This is a genomic window from Kitasatospora sp. NPDC056181 (assembly GCF_042266225.1).
Classification (GTDB): Bacteria; Actinomycetota; Actinomycetes; order Streptomycetales; family Streptomycetaceae; genus Kitasatospora.
The window spans coordinates 17,293-34,076 of the sequence record NZ_JBHJUK010000104.1 but is presented as its reverse complement, the minus strand read 5'-3'; the positions used below and the strand labels follow the sequence as shown (position 1 = coordinate 34,076).

Below are 16,784 nucleotides of genomic sequence, written 5' to 3'. Positions count from 1 at the left end.
TTGACTTTTGGCACGCTGTTGAGTTCTCAAGGAACGGACACTTCCTTCGGACCGCCTTCCAGCGGGCCCTCCGGGCGCTTCGTTCTTTCGTGTTTGAAGCTTATCAGATGTTTTCCGCTCCGTTTTCCGGAGTTTCATTCATCGGATTCGCTTTCCGCCGCCCCTCTCGGTGCGACTCCGGAACTGTACGGGGACCGCCCCGCCACATGCAAATCGTCCCGCCCTGCACCGGCAGGACGGGACGATCAGCGGTTCGGGCACGCGTCAGGCGCGGCCCATCTCCTCGGCAATGGCGGCCGCGAAGGCGTCGATGTCGGCCTCCGTGGTGTCGTACGAACACATCCAGCGGACCTCGCCGGTGTGCTCGTTCCAGAAGTAGAAGCGGTAACGCTTCTGCAGTCGCTCGCTGACCTCGCGCGGGAGGATCGCGAAGACCGCGTTGGCCTGGACCGGGCGGACGACGGTCACGCCGTCGATGTCCCGGACGGCCGCCTCCAGCCGGCTCGCCATGGCGTTGGCGTGGCCGGCGTTGCGCAGGTAGAGGTCGCCCGCGAGCAGCGCCTCGAACTGGACCGAGGAGAAGCGCATCTTCGATGCCAGCTGCATCGAGGTCTTGCGCAGGTACTTGATGTTGCGGACCTTCTCGGGGTTGAGCACGACCACGACCTCGCCGAAGAGCAGGCCATTCTTCGTGCCGCCGTACGAGAGCACGTCCACGCCCACGTCCGTGGTGAAGGCGCGCAGCGGCACGCCCAGCGAGGCGGCGGCGTTGGCCAGGCGCGAGCCGTCCACGTGCACGAGCATGCCGTGCTGGTGGGCGTGGTCGACGATGGCCCGGATCTCCTCCACGGTGTAGAGGGTGCCGAGCTCGGTGCTCTGGGTGATCGAGACCGCGAGCGGCTGCGCGCGGTGCTCGTCGCCGAAGCCCCAGGCCTGCTGGTCGATGAGCTCGGGGGTGAGCTTGCCGTCCGGGGTGGGGACGGTGAGCAGCTTGATGCCGCCCATCTTCTCGGGCGCGCCGCCCTCGTCCACGTTGATGTGGGCGGACTCGGCCGCGATCACCGCGCCCCAGCGCGGGAGCAGGGCCTGGAGGGCGACGACGTTGGCGCCGGTGCCGTTGAAGACGGGGTACGCCTCGGCCGTCTCGCCGAAGTGGCGGCGGAAGACCTCCTGGAGGTTCGCCGTGTAGTCGTCCTCGCCGTAGGCGACCTGGTGGCCGCCGTTGGCCAGGGCGATGGCGGCCAGGATCTCGGGGTGCACGCCGGCGTAGTTGTCGCTGGCGAAGCCGCGGACGGCGGGGTCGTGCCGCCGTACCGCGTCCGTGCGGGTGGAGTCGGTCATCGGGCTGTCAGCCACAGGTGCTGTCCGTTCAGTTCTGCTGCGGGGCGGTCCCAGAGGCCCGCCAGGTTCTCGGCGAGGTCGGCGGTGTCGGTGAAGCCGGCGAACTTCGCGTCCGGCTTCTCGGCACGCATCTCGGGGCTGACCAGCGCCTTGATCACCAGGATCGCAGCCGCGGCGGTGGGCTCGCCGTCCTCGGCGGTGGTCTCCTTCTTGAAGGAGTCCGCCATGGCGAGGGTCCAGGCCTCGGTGGCCGCCTTGGCGGCCGCGTAGGCGGCGCCGCCGGCGGTGGGCTTGTGGGCGGCCGAAGCGGAGATCATGGCGTAGCGGCCGGACTCGCTGCGGATCAGGGCCGGCTGGAAGGCCAGCGAGGTGTGCTGGAGGGTGCGCACCACGGTGTCGTGCAGGAAGTCCCAGTCGTCGATCCGGGTGTCGAAGAACTTCTTGCTGCCGCGCCAGCCACCGACCAGGTGGAACAGGCCGTCGACGTGGCCGTGCTCGGCCTCCAGGTGGTCGGCCCAGTCGTGGACCTCCTGCGGGTCGAGCAGGTCGATGACCTGCCCGCTGACCCGCGCGCCGGGGACGGCGGCCCGGACGGCGTCGAGGGCCTTCTCCAGCCGCTGCGCGTCGATGTCCGCGCCGATCACGGTGGCTCCGTCGGCGGCGAGGCGGCGCAGGACCGCCTGGCCGGCCGGGCCACTGGCTCCGGCGACGGCGATGACCTTGCCTGCGAGGTTTGCGCTCATGCGGCGACTCCCTGGATGCCCGCGCCGGTGATGCCGGTGGTGGAGGCGATGACGCCACGGAGCTTCTTCGAGAGGGCCTCGAAGAACATGCTCAGCGGGAACTCGTCCGGGAGGACGGCGTCGCACAGCGCCTTGTTGAGTGCCTTGCCGTCGGTGATGTCGAGCGGCAGCGCGTCGGTGCCCTTCGCCCAGGTGGAGGCGGGGTGCGGGGTGAGGTAGCGGGAGACCAGCTCGTAGGCGGCGATCCAGTGGGCCGGCTTCGGGCGGTCGATGCCGTCCCGGTACAGGGTCTCGATCTCGCCGCAGAGGGCGTTGGTGACCTGCGGGGCGCGCTCCCAGTCGATGGTGAGGCGGTTGTCGCGCCAACGCAGCGCGTCGTGCTTGTGCAGGTAGGCGAAGAGCAGCTGGCCGCCGAGGCCGTCGTAGTTGCGCACGCGGTCGCCGCTGACCGGGAAGCGGAACATCCGGTCGAACAGGACGGCGTACTGGACGTCGCGGGCGTGCGGGTTGCCCTCGGCCTCCAGCTTCACGGCCTCCTTGAAGGTCGTGAGGTCACAGCGGAGCTCCTCCAGGCCGTACATCCAGAACGGGCTGCGCTGCTTGATCATGAAGGGGTCGAACGGCAGGTCGCCGTGGCTGTGGGTGCGGTCGTGGACGAGGTCCCACAGGACGAAGGTCTCCTGCGCGCGCTGCTGGTCCTGGAGCAGGCCCTCGGCGTCGGCCGGGATCTCCAGGCCGAGCTGCTCGACGGCGCTGGTGGTGACGGCGCGGAAGCGGGCGGCCTCGCGGTCGCAGAAGATGCCGCCCCAGGTGAAACGTTCCGGCGCCTTGCGCACGGCCACGGTCTCGGGGAAGAGGACGGCGGAGTTGGTGTCGTAGCCGGCCGTGAAGTCGGTGAAGGTGATCGGCACGAACATCGGGTTGTCGAAGCGGGTGCGCTCCAGCTCGGCCAGCCACTCCGGCCAGACCACGTTCAGCAGGACGGCCTCGAGGTTGCGGTCCGGGTTGCCGTTCTGGGTGTACATCGGGAAGACGACGAGGTGCTCCAGGCCGTCCTCACGCTGGTCCGCGGGCTGGAAGGCGAGCAGCGAGTCCAGGAAGTCGGGCTCCCGGTAGCCGGTGTCGGCCCACTTCGCGAGGTCCGCGTCGACGGCCACGAGGTACTCGGCGTCGTGCGGGAAGAAGGGGGCGAGCTCCTCCACGGCGCCGCGCACGGTGGCGACCAGCGGGTCGACCGTGTGCCGCTGCACGGCGGCGAGGTCGATCGAGCCGTCCTTGGACTGGAGCGGGCGCAGGGCCTCGACGGCTTCCTTCAGGCGCAGCCAGGCCGGGTGGCCGGCGAGGCCGGAGACCGGAGCGTCGGCCGCCACAGCGAGCTTTGGCGAAAGATTCTGCATCGGGGACTCACTTCAACAGGAGGGTTTTCAACGAGACCACCATAAGTACGAAAGGTTCTCCTGTTCAAGAGGGGGCCTACCGACAGATCTCCCGTGACCGGGGGTGTCCACCGGCCGACGGCCGGATGTCCGGCATGTGGACGGGGATCTGGATCTTCTGGACAGATGCACCGTGGGGATGCGAACCTCCCGCCATGCTCCCGGCGGTGACCCTGGTGGCCCGGCGCCACATCGACCTGCTCCGGGTGCCCTCGTGTTGTCGCGCCTTCTGCTGCGCGCGCGGCCTCTGCTGCCGCTGCCGCTGATCCGGCTCGGGGGGCGCCGCGGACGCGGCCCCGTACGCCGACCATGCCGCCTGTGTTCCGGCGCCGCCACCGGGGGAAGTGACCCGCCTGGGGTGCGGCCCCGCCCGGTGCCCGGCCGCCCGCCCCACGCCGTTCCGTCCCCGCCCTGCCCGGTCCCTCTCCCAGGAGCCCCGTCATGACCTCCCTCCGCAAGCCGTTCGCCGCTCTGCTGGTCCTCGCCGCCGCCGCGCTGACCGCGTGCGCCCCGCAGGACACCGCGTCCGACGCGGGCGCGACCGCGTCGGGGACGGCCGGCGGCTGCGCGCCGGGCGCGCTGGCCACCCGTACCGCGGGGACGCTGACCATCGGCACCGACAAGCCGGCCTACGACCCGTGGTTCACCGAGGACAAGCCGGAGAACGGCAAGGGCTTCGAGTCCGCGGTGGCGTACGCGGTCGCCGAGAAGCTGGGCTACCCCAAGGAGAAGGTGTCCTGGACCGTCGCGCCGTTCGGCAAGGCCACCACGCCGGGCGCCAAGGACTTCGACTTCGACATCAACCAGGTCTCGGTCAGCGCCGAGCGCAAGCAGGCGGTGGACTTCTCCTCCGGCTACTACGACGTGCGGCAGGCCGTGATCGCGCTGAAGAACTCCAAGGCCGCCTCGGCCAGGAGCATCGCCGACCTGAAGGGCGCCAAGCTGGGCGCGCAGGTCGGCACCACCAGCCTGGACGTGGTCACCAACACGATCAGGCCGAGTACCCAGCCGGCCGTCTTCGACTCCAACGACCTGGCGAAGTCCGCGCTGAAGAACGGGCAGATCGAGGCCCTGGTGGTCGACCTTCCGACGGCGTTCTACATCACCGGCGCCGAGGTGACGGACGCCCAGGTGGTCGGGCAGTTCGAGGGCGCGGCGCAGGGCGAGCAGTTCGGGCTGGTGCTGGACAAGGGGTCGAAGCTCACCGGCTGCGTCAGCCAGGCCGTGGACGCGCTGCGGGCCGACGGCACGCTGGCCAAGCTGGAGAAGCAGTGGCTCTCCGACGCCGTCTCGGCGCCCGTGCTGAAGTGAGCGACCCCGCGATGAGCACCGACCCCGCGATGAGCACGGACCCAACGGTGAGCACGGCCCCGGCGGTGAGCACGGCCCCCGCGATCGGCACCGGGCCCGCGGCGAGCCCGGACCCTGCGGTGGACACGAAGCCCACGGCGGGCACGAAGCCTCCGGGCACCGTGCCCGGGAAGCGTGCGCCGGAGGACGCGCCGGACGACGGCTACCGACCGTCCGAGCGCCGGCTGGCGCACGAGGCGTACCGGCGCGGCCGGGCCCGGCGTTCGGCGCTGATCGCCGGGGTGTCGACCCTGGCGACCGCGGTGGCACTGTACCTGCTGGTGGTCAACTCCCCCGGCTGGGAGGCGACCCGGAAGACCTTCTTCAACGCCCACTACGCCCGCCAGGCGCTGCCCGAGGTGCTGAAGGGGCTGCGGATCAACCTGGAACTGATGCTCGGCTGCGGGGCGCTGATCCTGGTCCTCGGCCTGCTGCTGGCGGTGCTGCGGACGCTGCGCGGGCCGGTGTTCCTGCCGGCCCGGCTGCTGGCCACGGCGTACGTCGACTTCTTCCTCGGCCTGCCGATGATCATCTGCCTGCTGGTGATGGTCACCGGTGTGCCGGCGCTGCGGCTGGCCGGGGTGACCACCGATCCGATCCTGCTCGGCGGCGCAGCGCTGGTGCTGACGTACTCGGCGTACGTCTCGGAGGTGTTCCGGGCCGGCATCGACGCGGTGCACCCGAGCCAGCGGGCGGCGGCCCGTTCCCTGGGGCTCAGCAACGCCCAGGCCATGCGGTACGTGGTGCTGCCGCAGGCGGTCCGCCGGGTGGGGCCGCCGTTGCTGAACAACCTGGTCAGCCTGCAGAAGGACACCGGGCTGGTGTCGATCGGCGGGGCGATCGACGCCGTCTACGCGGCGAAGATCATCGCCGGCCGCTCGTTCAACTACACCCCGTACATCGTCGCCGGACTGGTCTTCATCGTGCTGACCGTCCCGCTCACCCGGTTCACCGACTGGCTGACCCGCCGGATGAACCGCCGTCAGCACCAGGGAGGTGCGGTATGACCACCTCCGGGACGGTACGGCCCGAGGTGCTGCGGCTGGAGTCGGTGCGCAAGACCTTCGGTTCCCAGGTGGTGCTGCGCGACGTCGGCCTGACGGTGCCCGAGCACTCCGTGACCGCGCTGATCGGGGCGTCCGGCTCCGGCAAGTCCACGCTGATGCGCTGCGCCAACCTGCTGGAGCGGGTCGACGACGGCGCGATCTTCCTGGACGGCGAGGAGATCACCGACCCGCGGACCGACGAGGACGCCGTCCGCCGCCGGATCGGCGTGGTGTTCCAGTCCTACAACCTGTTCCCGCACCTGACGGTGCTGGAGAACATCACGCTGGCCCCGCGCCGCGTGCACCGGGTCGCCCGGGCCGAGGCGGAGGCGAAGGCGCTGGCGCTGCTGGACCGGCTCGGGCTGGCGGCCAAGGCGGCGGAGTACCCGGACCGGCTCTCCGGCGGCCAGCAGCAGCGCGTCGCCATCGTCCGGGCGCTGGCCACCGGGCCGCGGCTGCTGCTGCTCGACGAGATCACCGCGGCGCTGGACCCGGTGCTCGTGGGCGAGGTGCTCGCGGTGGTGCGGGACCTCAAGGAACAGGGCATGACGATGGTCATCTCCACCCACGAGATGGGTTTCGCCCGCGAGGTCGCCGACCAGGTCTGCTTCCTGGACGCCGGCGTGGTGCTCGAACAGGGCCCGCCGGAGCAGGTGTTCGGCGATCCGCAGGAGGAGCGGACCCGGCGGTTCCTCAGCCGGGTGGTCGCCTCGGGACGGCTCAACCCGTAGGCCCCCGGCCCCGGGCGGGTGCCCGCCGGAGTCACGCACTCCGGCGGGCACCACCATGCGCCCCTGTGCGCGCCCTGCTGCACACGGCCCCGAGCGGTGATCGTGGACGGTACGCCCGTCCGCGCCGTCCGGGAGGCCGCCGTTGCACGGACCAGTCGTGGTCAGCTGGCTGCTGGCCCTCCTCACCGCCGCCGCCGGCGGCTACTGTCTCACCCGGCTGCGCCGCTCCCCCTGCACCGACGGGCCGGCGACCGGTCGGCTGCACGCCTACGAGTCCGACGCCGCCGAGGCGTTGATGGGGTTCGGGATGGCCGCGATGGCGGTCTCCGGCAGCGCCGTGCCCGCCGCGGTCTGGGCCTGGGTGTTCGGCGCCCCGGCGGTGGCCTTGCTGCTGGCCTCGGCGAGCGGCCCGGCCCGGCGGGCGCACCGGCTGCACCACGCGATCGGCGGGCTGGCGATGACGTACATGGCCCTGGCGATGGGATCGGCGCCCGGACACGGCCACCACCATGCGGCGAGCACGGGGACGCCGCTGCTGACCGGCGCGCTGCTGCTCTACTTCGGCGGCTACTCGCTCTGGGCCGGCACCCGGCTGCTCGCCGCCCCGGCCGGGGGGCCGGCGGTGGGCCCCGGGGGGCCGGCGGTGTCCGTCACGGGACCGGCGGCGGTGACCGCGGGGCTGCCGCGGGCCTGCCGGCTGTCGATGGGCATCGGCATGTTCGCCATGCTCCTGACGATGTGACGCGAACGGCGAGCGGGCTCGGGCAATGGGGCGCGGGCAACCGGGCGACGGGCGTGACCAGGCAACGGGCGTGACCAGGCAAACGCGCGTGACCAGGCAAACGCGCGTGACCGGGCAATGGGCGTGACCGCGAAGCGCAGTGGGCCGAGCAGCCCGCACCACCGCGAACGCGGTGCCCCGCGCAGCCCGCGTGACCGGGAAGCGGTGCGCCGTACATCGCGAGCGACCGTGAAAGCCGACGAGCCCGGGACCGCGAGCCGCCGTGGAGCGTGCGCGACCGACCGATGCGCCGGGCCTGCCTTTCGGCCTCGCGTGGCGTTGGTCACTGGGTGGCCGAAAGTCGTTCCACCGGGCGCCGGCAGCGCTTAGGTTGGCAGGGAGCGCGTTGTCGCGTTCCGTGCGTACTCGGGGAGCCCATGCCATGACGGCCCTGCTCGGCCTGCTGCTGCTCGGACTGCTGCTCTCGACCGTGGCGCCCCGGCTGTTGGCCCGGGCCCGCTGGGCGGAGCGCGAACCCGTGCTGGCCCTGCTGGTCTGGCAGTGCCTGGTGGTGGCCGTGCTGCTGTGCTGCGCACTGAGCCTCGTCCTGGCCGCCTCCGCCGCACTGCCCGAGCTGCGGGCCCTGGTGTTCGCAGGCGCGCCGCACGGCGTGGAGGCCGCGTACGGGCTCCAGGACGGCGAGGGCTGGGGGCGGCTCTGTGCCGCGGTGCTGGCGGCGGGCGGGGTGCAGACCTTGCTGGCGCTGACCCGGGAGGTCCGCTCGGCGAAGGCCCTGCGCAACCGGCGGCACGCCCAACTGACCAGCCGGGCGCCCGAACTGCCGGAGTCCATCGACGCCCTGCGGAGCCGGCGGGAGCGCCTGGTGGTGCTGGAGAACGTCCGGCCCGAGGCCTGGTCGCTGCCCGGTCACAACTCCCGGCTGGTGGTCACCACCGGGGCTCTCCAGCAGCTGACCGACCGGGAGTTGGCGGCCGTGCTGAGCCATGAGCGCGGACATGTCCGGGCCCGGCACCACTGGCTGTCGCAGTGCTCCCAGGCGCTCGCCTCGGGCTTCCCCGGTGTCGGCGTGTTCAGCGCCTTCCGGGACCAGGTGGGCGAGTTGGTGGAGCTGGCCGCGGACGACCGGGCGGCCCGCCGGCACGGCCGGCACACCACCGCCCTGGCGCTGGCCGAACTCAACCTGGGGAGCGGGGTGTTCGGGTCCTGCCCGCCGGGGCTCGCGCAGTCGCCGAAGCGGGTGGACCGGCTGCTCGCCGGGCGGCCCCGGCTGCCGGTGACCCACCGCCTCCGGCTCACCGTGGCAGCCCTGGCCGCCCCGGCGGCGGCCGTCCTGCTGGCTGCCGCACCGGGACTCTCCACCCTGTTCTAGCCCACCCCGGACCCTGTTCCGGTCCCACCGGGGAAGCACCCCGACCACGCCCGGACTCCGGCCCGTCCGGCCTGCACCCCGGTCCCACGCGGGAACCACCCCGACCCCGCCGTGGCCCCGGCCTCACCCGGCCAGCACCCCGGTCCCACGCGGGAACCACCCCGGCCCGGCCCCGCCCAGGAACCACCCGGCCGACAGGAGAGCCTGCGGAAGGTCAGCCCTGCGCGGAGCAGCCGCCCTCCAGCGGGCCGCCGAGGGTGAGCGCGAGCACCTCGCGGTGCAACGGACGGGCCTCGGCGTAGCGCCGGCAGCCCTCCTCGGTGAGCGCGACCTGGATGCCGCGCCGGTCGTCCGGGCACATCGCGCGCGTGACCAGGCCGGCCTTCTCCAGGCGCCCGATCAGCCGGGAGAGCGCGCTCTGGCTCAGGTGCACGGTGTCGGCCAGCTCCTGGATCCGCAGCGTGTGGGCCTTGTCCGCGTTCCGTTCCTCGACCAGGCGCTCCAGCACCTCGAACTCGCTCATGCCCAGGCCGTGCTTCTCGCCCAGTTCACGGTCGAGCAGGCAGGCCGTAGCGGCCTGCCTGGCCAGCAGGTCACGCCAGGACGCGACCAGGGCCGTGTCCGCGTTGGAGTCGAGTTCAGCCACGCCGCCACGCTATCACATGCGCATGAAACTTATGCGTTCACATCTTATTCATTTGCATTGAATGCACGCGCATGTAGTGTCCTCCGCATGACCACCGCGACCGTCACCACAGCTGACGAATCATCAACGAGCGGGCCGAACTGGACTCCCCGCCTCTGGGGCACGCTGATCGTGCTCTGTGCCGCGATGTTCCTCGACGCCCTGGACGTCTCCATGGTGGGCGTCGCCCTTCCGTCGATCGGCTCCGAGCTCCACCTCTCGACCTCCGCCCTGCAATGGGTGGTCTCCGGCTACGTGCTCGGCTACGGCGGCCTGCTGCTGCTCGGCGGGCGCGCCGCCGACCTGCTCGGCCGCCGCCGGGTCTTCCTCGTCGCCCTGGCCGTCTTCGCCGCCGCGTCGCTGCTCGGCGGCCTGGTCGACGACGGCAGGCTGCTGATCGTCGCGCGCTTCCTCAAGGGCGTCAGCGCGGCCTTCACCGCGCCGGCCGGCCTGTCGATCATCACCACGACCTTCGCCGAGGGCCCGGCCCGCAACCGCGCGCTGTCGATCTACACCACCTGCGGCGCCAGCGGCTTCTCGCTCGGTCTGGTGCTCAGCGGCCTGCTCACCTCGGTCGGCTGGCGCTGGACCTTCCTGATGCCCGTCCCGGTCGCACTCCTGGCCCTGGTCTTCGCCGTCCGGCTGCTCCCCCGCCCGACCGAGGAGAGGGCCAAGGGCGGGTACGACGTGCTCGGCGCGGTCACCGGCACCGCCACCGTGCTGCTGCTGGTCTTCACCGTGACCGAGGCGCAGGGCGCCGGCTGGCTGAGCCTGCGCACGCTCGGCTCGCTGGCCGTGGTGGCCGCGCTGGCCGCCGCCTTCCTGGTGGTCGAGAGCCGCACCGCGCACCCGCTGGTCCGGCTCGGCATCTTCCGCAACGGCTCGGTCGCCCGGGCCAACGTCATCGCCTTCACCATGACCGGCGCCTACGGCGGCTTCCAGTTCGTGGTCACGCTGTACCTCCAACACCTGCTCGGCTGGTCGGCACTGGAGATGGCGCTCGGCCTGCTCCCGGCCGGGGCGTTCATCGCGCTCTCCGCGCCGCTGATGGGCCCGATCGTGGACCGTTTCGGCACCGGCCGGCTGCTGCCGATCGGCCTGCTCGCCCTGGTCGCCGCGTTCGCGCTGTTCCTGCGGCTGGACGAGCACAGCTCGTACCCGGCCCTGGTGCTGCCGTCGATGATCCTGCTCGGCGTCGGCTTCTCGCTGGCCTTCCCCTCGGTCAACATCGCCGCCACCGACGGCGTGGCCGACGAGGAGCAGGGGCTGGCCTCCGGCCTCGTCAACACCGCGATCCAGGTGGGAACCGCGGTGGTACTCGCCGGGGCCACCGCGATGATCACCGCGGGCAGCGCCGGCGGTGACAGCGCCCAGGCACAGCTGGACGGCTACCGGCCCGCGCTGGTCTTCGTCACCGGGGTCGCGCTGCTGGGCTTCCTGATCGCCGCGGCCGGTGCGGTGCTCGACCGCCGGAAGAAGGCAACCACCGCGTCGGTGGCGGACTATGATTATCCGTCAGCAGACCTTGACGGCGGCCGGAACGGCGGCCCGGACGGTGACCTGGACGACCGGCGGGGCGGGATCCTGGCCAAGAGCTGAACACCCCCGCGACCGGCTCCTCGCCTTCCGGGCGGGCACCGGCTCCACCAAACCCCCGTGTTGGTGGAGCCGGCGCCTCCGTACGATCCGGCCCGTGCGCGCCCTGCCGCGTGCGGTTGCCGCGGTTCGGCCTCTCGCCCCGCCAGTATATTGGCCGGGAGCCAACGAACGTACGGAGCAGACACGATGGCACCTCGCGGGGATTCGGTCAATGAGGAAATGCGTCAACGTTCCCGCCGGCGCATCATGCACGCCACCGTCGAGCTCGTCGACCGGCACGGCTACGCCGGCACCACCCTGAGCGACATAGCCGAGCGGGCCGGACTCGCCCGCGGACTGCTCTCCTACTACTTCGACGGCAAACGGCTGCTGATGCAGTCGGCGACCCACCGGATGATGCACCAGACGCTGTCGGCGGCGCTGGGCGAACTGGCGCCGGAGGCCACCCCGGAGGCCCGGCTGGCCCGGGCGATCGACGCGGTGCTGGGGCTGGCGATGGACCACCCCCGGGTGATGCGCTCGCACCTGGCGCTGATCCTGGACCCGGACGCCGGTGCGTTCGTCCAGGACCCTGAGCAGCAGCAGCTCGGCGCCATCCTCCAGGGGCTGCTGCGCGACTGGGGCGCGCCGGACCCGGTCGCCGAGCACGCGGTGCTGCGCAGCGCGCTGATGGGCGGCTGCATAGGCGTGCTGCTGCCGGGCGCCGAACTCCCGCTGGCCCCGATCCGGGCCGACCTGTTCCGCCGCTACGACCTGGACTGGCGGCTCGGCCGGCCGCCGCAGCGGACCCCGCCGGAACGCGAACGGCCGCCGGCCCGCGGCTGAGCGGGGCCCGGCGGGCGTGGGTGGGCGTCGGGCGGGCGGTGCTCCGCGCTCCGGATCCGTCGTGCGTCCGGCCGCCGTAGAGCGGGCTGTCAGCGCTCCTTCAGGATCGACGCGAGCAGGTCGATGGTGCGCTCGGGCGTGAGGCTGTCCACGCAGAGCCGCTCCATGACCTGGATGTACGCGTCGACGTCGTCCCGCTTGTCGAGGTAGAGCGCGCTGGTGAGCTGCTCCAGGTAGACCACGTCGGCGAGGTCCTGCTCGGGGAAGCGGAGGATGGTGAAGGCCCCGGACTCGCCGGCGTGCGCGCCGAAGCGGAACGGCATCACCTGGATCACCACGTTGGCCTGCTCGGCGACGTCGATCAGGTACTGCACCTGACCGCGCATCACCTTCGGCCCGCCGACCGGGCGGCGCAGCGCGGCCTCGTCGATGACGGCCCAGAGCCGGGGGCTGTTGCCCTCGGTGAGCAGCTTCTGGCGGCGCAGCCGGAGGCTGACCCGGCGTTCGACCTCCTCCTCGCTGATCACCGGCCGGCTCTGGCCGAACACCGCCCGCGCGTACTCCTCGGACTGCAGCAGCCCGGGGATGAACTGCACCTCGTAGGTGCGGATCAGCGCGGCGGCCTCCTCCAGGCCGACGTAGGTCTGGAACCAGCCCGGCAGGACGTCGTTGAAACTGTGCCACCAGCCGGACTTGTTGGCCTCGCGGACGAGGCCGAGCAGGGCCTCGCGCTCGCCGCCGTCGTCGACGCCGTAGAGGCTGAGCAGGTCGGCGACGTCGCGCTCCTTGAAGCTGACGCGGCCGAGCTCCATGCGGCTGATCTTGGACTCGGAGGCGCGGATGGCGTAGCCCGCGTCCTCGCGTGTGATGCCGCGCGTCTCGCGGAGCCGGCGAAGCTGCGAGCCGAGGAGGATCCGGCGGACCATCGAGCCGCCGCCCGGCTGAACTGTGGTCATGCGGTCGAAACCTCCACCTAGGGCAAACAGCGCACAGTCTGCCATCAGTTGAGCGCTCACGGTGCCGATACTGACGGATGTTCCTATCAGTTCTGCACCTCTCACACCAGGATGCACGTGCATTCGGCTCTTGCATATGCCATTTGAACAACTGCACGTGAATCGACTCTTGCATCTGCAGTGAGCGCAGAGGACCATGGTGCACGTGCACCTGCACATCCCTGGCAATCCCGCGGGCTCCGCGTCGACCCCACGCGCGACTCCGCGCACCAGCCCGGCAGCGCCCCCGCGCCACCGGGCGTTCGTGTGCGCGCGCGCCTGGTCGAGGGGGCGGCCGTGCGGCCGAGCGAGTCGGAGGTGACCGGCATGACCCCGGCGGGTCCAGCCGTGTCCGCCCCCTTATGGGAGGAGCTCTTCATGAGCACCGGTACGGCCTTGGCAGTCGATCCCCATGTGGTCACCTGTACGCTCGCCCCTCGCTACGAAGCCGTCAGAACCGCGCGCGACTTCGCCAGGACGGCTCTTCAGCGCTGGGGACTGGACGAGCTGTTCGACGATGTCGCGCTGGTGGCCTCGGAGCTGGTGACCAACGCCCTGCGGCACGCGATCGGCGCGCGCCCCGGCACGGCGGGCGGCGCGCTCGACGACTACGACTTCCCCGTCCAGCCCACGGCCGACGGACGGCTGCCGATCCGAATAAGCCTGGTACACCGCGCACCGCAGGTGGTCTGCGCGGTCAGCGACCCGAGCAGCATCGGACCGGTGGCCCGGGAGGCCGACTTCGTCGCCGAATCGGGGCGCGGGCTCCACCTGGTGGACTCCTTCAGCCGTTCCTGGGGCTGGCACCCGCTGGGCAGCGGCAAGGTGGTCTGGGCGCTGTTCGAGGCGGAGCGCACCACCGTGAACGCCGTCCCCGAGCTCGGCGGCCGGCACCGCCGCTCGGCCTAGCAGCAGGACGCTCCGCCCGGCCCGGCGGAGACCACGCGGCCATGCGGCGGCCGCAGGACACGGCGTCCGGCGGGACCACGGGAGACGACGTCCGGCAGGACCCTCCCGGCCCGACCACGGGACGCCCGAGCGGGTGACGACGAACGGCCCGCCACCGGCCGGCGGACCCCGGGGGACCACACCACCCGGGTGCGCGGCCGCGGCTCACGCTCTCCCGGTCCGCCCCCGACGGGGCGCACCCCGGACGGCGCAGGAGCCGGACAACACAACAGCGACAGGACAAGCGGAGAAGACAAAGGCCGTCGCGGTGTCAGCACCCACGACGGCCCCCCGATGGAGAAGGCGGCGGCCGGTCAGACCGCCAGGTGGTCGAACTCCCCGTCCTTGGCCCCCAGCAGCAGCGCGGCGATCTCGGCCCGGGTGTAGATCAGTGCCGGACCGTCGGGGAAGCGCGAGTTGCGCATCGCCACCTCGCCCCCCGGGAGGGCGGCGAACTCGACGCAGTTGCCCTGAGAGTTGCTGTGCAGGCTCTTCTGCCAGACCACGTCCTTGAGGTCCGCAGCCGCCATCCCGTTGTACGCGTCGTACGTGTTGTGCATAGAAATCTCCCGAAGAGCTCCGGAGTGGTCGTCCAGCTCGGCGCCCCGGCACAACAGCCGAACGACTGGGCCGGCCCCGTACCGGCCCGGCACAACGCCTCACTTGACGTGATGATAGCTCCAGTGCACGTGCATCAGCACGGGACGGTGCAGGTGCACGGGCCGTTCGCCGCCAAACTGCAACTCTTCACGACCCCACCACCTGACGGCACGTAAGCGGACATAGCCGACTGAATCGGCGGCTCGTCGATAACCGCCCGTAGGCGGCCCCCCGCTGAATGTTGATCTTCGAATGCCGGGAGTCGCACTCCCGTGACCCTCCGTCAGACGCCACCGTGCCTGTGAGACATCTCACGCGACGGGGGTGCAACGGGAGGGGCCGTCAAGCGCGTCAGAGAAGATGTCCCGGCCGCGCGGGAGTTTGGCGGAGTATGTCCGATTTTCGGGCGGCCCGCCCGCCCCGGTTCGGCAGCCGACTGCAGGGTGGGCGGCCAGATGTCCTACGATCTCCGCCATGAGCACCGCAGCCATCCCGGGCGCGCCACTGCCCGTCCGCACTCCAGGCTCCCGTGCGCGGGGGCGCCACCGCCGCCCCGAGCGCCCCGAGATCCCGGCCGGGTCCCCGGCCCTGGTGCTCGCGGTGCCCGCGACCGCCGGGCCCGAGTCCCGTTCCGTGGTCGAGGAACTGCTGTCCATCGTGCGCAGCGAGCAGAACGGCGTGCAGACGGCGGCCGGCTACCTGCCGGGCGACACGGGCGAGGGCGAGTCCGCCGGCACCGCCGGTGACGAGCACACCGTCGCCGAACTGCTGGCGCACGCCGCCGAGGCGGGCCTGCCGGCACCGGTCGTGGTGCCGCTGCTCCCCGGCCCGCACGGCTTCCTTGCCGACCTGCACGCGCTCGCCGCCGAGTACGGCGCCCACGTCACCGACGTGCTGGGCCCGCACCCGCTGCTGGCCGAGGCCGTCCACGTCCGGCTCTCCGAGGCCGGTCTGGCCCGCGCCGACCGCGCCCGCCTGTTCGCCATCGCCACCGCCGCCGACGGCGTTGTGCTCACCACCGTCGGGGGCCAGGAGGCGGCCGACGCCGCCGGGATCACCGGCATGCTGCTGGCCGCCCGGCTGGCCGTGCCGGTCGTCCCCGCCGCGCTCGACGTGCCGGGCTCGGTGGCCGCGGCCGTCGCCCACCTCAAGGAGATGGGCGCCCAGAACCCGGCGCTGGCCCCGCTGGTGATCGGCCCCGAGGCCGACTCCGAGCTGCTCGCCACGGCCGCCGAGGAGACCGGCTGCCCGTCCGCCGCCCCGCTGGGCGCGTACCCGACGGTGGGCCAGCTGATCGCCTCCACCTACCTGGCCGTGCTTCCGGCCGCCGACCCCGAGGCGCACGCCGAGGAGTCCGCGGTCGAGGAGGGCGGCGGGCGCCACGCCGCCCAGTAGCAACCCACTGCGGACAGACCGCACGAAGGGGCCCGGAGCGCACTCCGGGCCCCTTCGGCCGTCCTCCCCCCGTCTCCTCCCCGTCCGCCAGCCACCCACCCGGCCGGTGGGCGCGGCGGCGTCCTTGAGGCCCAGGGCGGGCGTCTGCACCGGCCGGGACTGCGCGGCGAGCGTGGCCACCGGCGTACTGCTCGCGTTCCACTGCGGCTGCGCGGTTCCGCCGCCGTCCGCCCGGCGCACCTGGAGCACCTCGGACTGCCCGGCCCGGCGCAGCAGGATGTTCCCGGGTGGCCCGGACTCCGGGTCGACCCGGAGTTCGTTGCCGCCGAACTCGCGGTCCAGCACCAGGAGGTCGTCCGGCCTTCCGTCCGGGGTGGCCCGGAAGGCGACCCCGGCGCGGCGGTAGCCGGTGAACCGGCTGCGGCTGAAGGTGACGGACTCCCCGGCGAGTTCGTGGTGGGCGGTGGAAACGGCGGCGCGGCGTGCCGGACGTCGGCCCGGCGGGAGCTGGTGATGTGGACATGGGCGCGCCCCTCGGCGCTGCCCTCGACCCGGACGCCACGGGTCAGGTTGAGCACCTCGGCGCCGACGGTGACGCCCCCTCCGGCCGGGACCCGCGGGTGCGCGTACTTCAGCGGCGGCTCCAGGGTGACGCCGGCTCCGCTGACGGACCGGACGACGGCCAGGTCGTAGCGGGTGGAGGAGCCGTCCTCGCCCGGCGGGCCGGTCGGGGTGACGGCCAGTTCGTCGCCGGGCCGCCAACCGGCGGGCGGGGCGGCCAGGGTGACGGTGGTGTCGTCGGCCCGCAGGCCGCCGGCGGCGCGTACCCAGGCGGTCCTGGCGGCGCCGTCCAGCCGCAGGTACCCGGCGCCGGTGCCCCAGAGGCCGACGTCGGTGTCGACCACCCTTCATGCCGTCGCCCCGGAACCGCTTCTCGTCGACGGCCGGGAAGCGCAGGGTGTGCACGGCGGTGTCGTCG

Annotated in this window: 15 protein-coding genes; 9 read left to right on the top strand and 6 right to left on the bottom strand. The window is 72.5% G+C overall.

The window, feature by feature from the left end:
• Positions 1-264: 264 nt before the first annotated feature.
• Genes ACFC1F_RS30800 through ACFC1F_RS30790 form a run of 3 tightly spaced genes read right to left on the bottom strand, consistent with a single transcriptional unit; the run spans position 265 to position 3,481 of the window.
• Positions 265-1,341 (bottom strand): threonine aldolase family protein, encoded by a 1,077-nt coding sequence (locus ACFC1F_RS30800; protein WP_376163189.1) that lies wholly within the window; start codon positions 1,339-1,341, stop codon positions 265-267.
• Positions 1,338-2,084, bottom strand: a complete 747-nt coding sequence (locus ACFC1F_RS30795; RefSeq protein ID WP_148641573.1) for an SDR family NAD(P)-dependent oxidoreductase — start codon at positions 2,082-2,084, stop codon at positions 1,338-1,340. Before ACFC1F_RS30795 ends, ACFC1F_RS30800 begins: the two co-directional genes overlap by 4 nt.
• Entirely contained in the window at positions 2,081-3,481 is a 1,401-nt protein-coding gene (locus tag ACFC1F_RS30790) for a DUF6421 family protein (protein WP_209408410.1), read from the bottom strand. The genes ACFC1F_RS30795 and ACFC1F_RS30790 overlap by 4 nt, the downstream gene beginning before the upstream one ends.
• Before the next feature lie 480 nt (positions 3,482-3,961).
• On the opposite strand from ACFC1F_RS30790, the gene ACFC1F_RS30785 reads away from it, so the two are divergent.
• From ACFC1F_RS30785 to ACFC1F_RS30765, 5 genes are all read left to right on the top strand, one after another.
• Positions 3,962-4,831, top strand: a complete 870-nt coding sequence (locus ACFC1F_RS30785; RefSeq protein ID WP_209408413.1) for an ABC transporter substrate-binding protein — start codon at positions 3,962-3,964, stop codon at positions 4,829-4,831.
• 29 nt (positions 4,832-4,860) lie between these two features.
• The gene (locus tag ACFC1F_RS30780) at positions 4,861-5,877 is read left to right on the top strand and encodes an ABC transporter permease subunit (protein WP_376163186.1); all 1,017 of its coding nucleotides are present in this window, start codon (positions 4,861-4,863) and stop codon (positions 5,875-5,877) included.
• Positions 5,874-6,647 (top strand): amino acid ABC transporter ATP-binding protein, encoded by a 774-nt coding sequence (locus tag ACFC1F_RS30775; protein WP_376163184.1) that lies wholly within the window; start codon positions 5,874-5,876, stop codon positions 6,645-6,647. Before ACFC1F_RS30780 ends, ACFC1F_RS30775 begins: the two co-directional genes overlap by 4 nt.
• Before the next feature lie 142 nt (positions 6,648-6,789).
• Positions 6,790-7,389 carry a DUF5134 domain-containing protein gene (locus ACFC1F_RS30770; protein WP_376163182.1) on the top strand — a complete coding sequence of 200 codons (600 nt, stop codon included), beginning with the start codon at positions 6,790-6,792 and terminating at the stop codon, positions 7,387-7,389.
• A gap of 421 nt (positions 7,390-7,810) precedes the next feature.
• Positions 7,811-8,758, top strand: coding sequence for a M56 family metallopeptidase (locus ACFC1F_RS30765; protein WP_376163180.1), 948 nt, complete (start codon positions 7,811-7,813; stop codon positions 8,756-8,758).
• A 214-nt stretch (positions 8,759-8,972) separates the two neighbouring features.
• On the opposite strand, the gene ACFC1F_RS30760 is transcribed toward ACFC1F_RS30765, so the two are convergent.
• Positions 8,973-9,404 carry a MarR family winged helix-turn-helix transcriptional regulator gene (locus tag ACFC1F_RS30760; protein WP_376163178.1) on the bottom strand — a complete coding sequence of 144 codons (432 nt, stop codon included), beginning with the start codon at positions 9,402-9,404 and terminating at the stop codon, positions 8,973-8,975.
• Between the two features lie 87 nt (positions 9,405-9,491).
• Here ACFC1F_RS30760 and ACFC1F_RS30755 point away from each other — a divergent pair, with 87 nt between their 5' ends.
• A complete protein-coding gene (locus tag ACFC1F_RS30755) occupies positions 9,492-11,042 on the top strand; it encodes an MFS transporter (protein WP_376163176.1) in 1,551 nt (516 codons plus the stop codon).
• 219 nt (positions 11,043-11,261) lie between these two features.
• A complete protein-coding gene (locus tag ACFC1F_RS30750) occupies positions 11,262-11,867 on the top strand; it encodes a TetR/AcrR family transcriptional regulator (protein WP_245203923.1) in 606 nt (201 codons plus the stop codon).
• An 89-nt stretch (positions 11,868-11,956) separates the two neighbouring features.
• Here ACFC1F_RS30750 and ACFC1F_RS30745 read toward each other — a convergent pair whose 3' ends face one another.
• On the bottom strand, positions 11,957-12,823 hold the full coding sequence (locus tag ACFC1F_RS30745) for a helix-turn-helix transcriptional regulator (RefSeq protein WP_209408429.1): 867 nt from the start codon (positions 12,821-12,823) through the stop codon (positions 11,957-11,959).
• A 417-nt stretch (positions 12,824-13,240) separates the two neighbouring features.
• Between ACFC1F_RS30745 and ACFC1F_RS30740 the strand changes: the two genes are divergently transcribed.
• A complete protein-coding gene (locus ACFC1F_RS30740) occupies positions 13,241-13,771 on the top strand; it encodes an ATP-binding protein (protein ID WP_376163173.1) in 531 nt (176 codons plus the stop codon).
• 353 nt (positions 13,772-14,124) lie between these two features.
• Here the strand turns inward: ACFC1F_RS30740 and ACFC1F_RS30735 are convergent, their stop codons facing one another.
• Positions 14,125-14,370, bottom strand: coding sequence for a DUF397 domain-containing protein (locus ACFC1F_RS30735; RefSeq protein WP_148641582.1), 246 nt, complete (start codon positions 14,368-14,370; stop codon positions 14,125-14,127).
• Between the two features lie 514 nt (positions 14,371-14,884).
• On the opposite strand from ACFC1F_RS30735, the gene ACFC1F_RS30730 reads away from it, so the two are divergent.
• On the top strand, positions 14,885-15,805 hold the full coding sequence (locus tag ACFC1F_RS30730; protein ID WP_245203927.1) for a hypothetical protein: 921 nt from the start codon (positions 14,885-14,887) through the stop codon (positions 15,803-15,805).
• Positions 15,806-16,784: the final 979 nt, after the last annotated feature.

Coding starts and splice junctions, on each gene's coding strand:
- ACFC1F_RS30780 (WP_376163186.1), top strand. CDS start 4,861: ATGAGCACGGACCCAACGGTGAGCACGGCCCCGGCGGTGAGCACGGCC.
- ACFC1F_RS30785 (WP_209408413.1), top strand. CDS start 3,962: ATGACCTCCCTCCGCAAGCCGTTCGCCGCTCTGCTGGTCCTCGCCGCC.
- ACFC1F_RS30795 (WP_148641573.1), bottom strand. CDS start 2,084: ATGAGCGCAAACCTCGCAGGCAAGGTCATCGCCGTCGCCGGAGCCAGT.
- ACFC1F_RS30745 (WP_209408429.1), bottom strand. CDS start 12,823: ATGACCACAGTTCAGCCGGGCGGCGGCTCGATGGTCCGCCGGATCCTC.
- ACFC1F_RS30755 (WP_376163176.1), top strand. CDS start 9,492: ATGACCACCGCGACCGTCACCACAGCTGACGAATCATCAACGAGCGGG.
- ACFC1F_RS30740 (WP_376163173.1), top strand. CDS start 13,241: ATGAGCACCGGTACGGCCTTGGCAGTCGATCCCCATGTGGTCACCTGT.
- ACFC1F_RS30775 (WP_376163184.1), top strand. CDS start 5,874: ATGACCACCTCCGGGACGGTACGGCCCGAGGTGCTGCGGCTGGAGTCG.
- ACFC1F_RS30765 (WP_376163180.1), top strand. CDS start 7,811: ATGACGGCCCTGCTCGGCCTGCTGCTGCTCGGACTGCTGCTCTCGACC.
- ACFC1F_RS30735 (WP_148641582.1), bottom strand. CDS start 14,370: ATGCACAACACGTACGACGCGTACAACGGGATGGCGGCTGCGGACCTC.
- ACFC1F_RS30730 (WP_245203927.1), top strand. CDS start 14,885: ATGAGCACCGCAGCCATCCCGGGCGCGCCACTGCCCGTCCGCACTCCA.
- ACFC1F_RS30790 (WP_209408410.1), bottom strand. CDS start 3,481: ATGCAGAATCTTTCGCCAAAGCTCGCTGTGGCGGCCGACGCTCCGGTC.
- ACFC1F_RS30800 (WP_376163189.1), bottom strand. CDS start 1,341: ATGACCGACTCCACCCGCACGGACGCGGTACGGCGGCACGACCCCGCC.
- ACFC1F_RS30750 (WP_245203923.1), top strand. CDS start 11,262: ATGCGTCAACGTTCCCGCCGGCGCATCATGCACGCCACCGTCGAGCTC.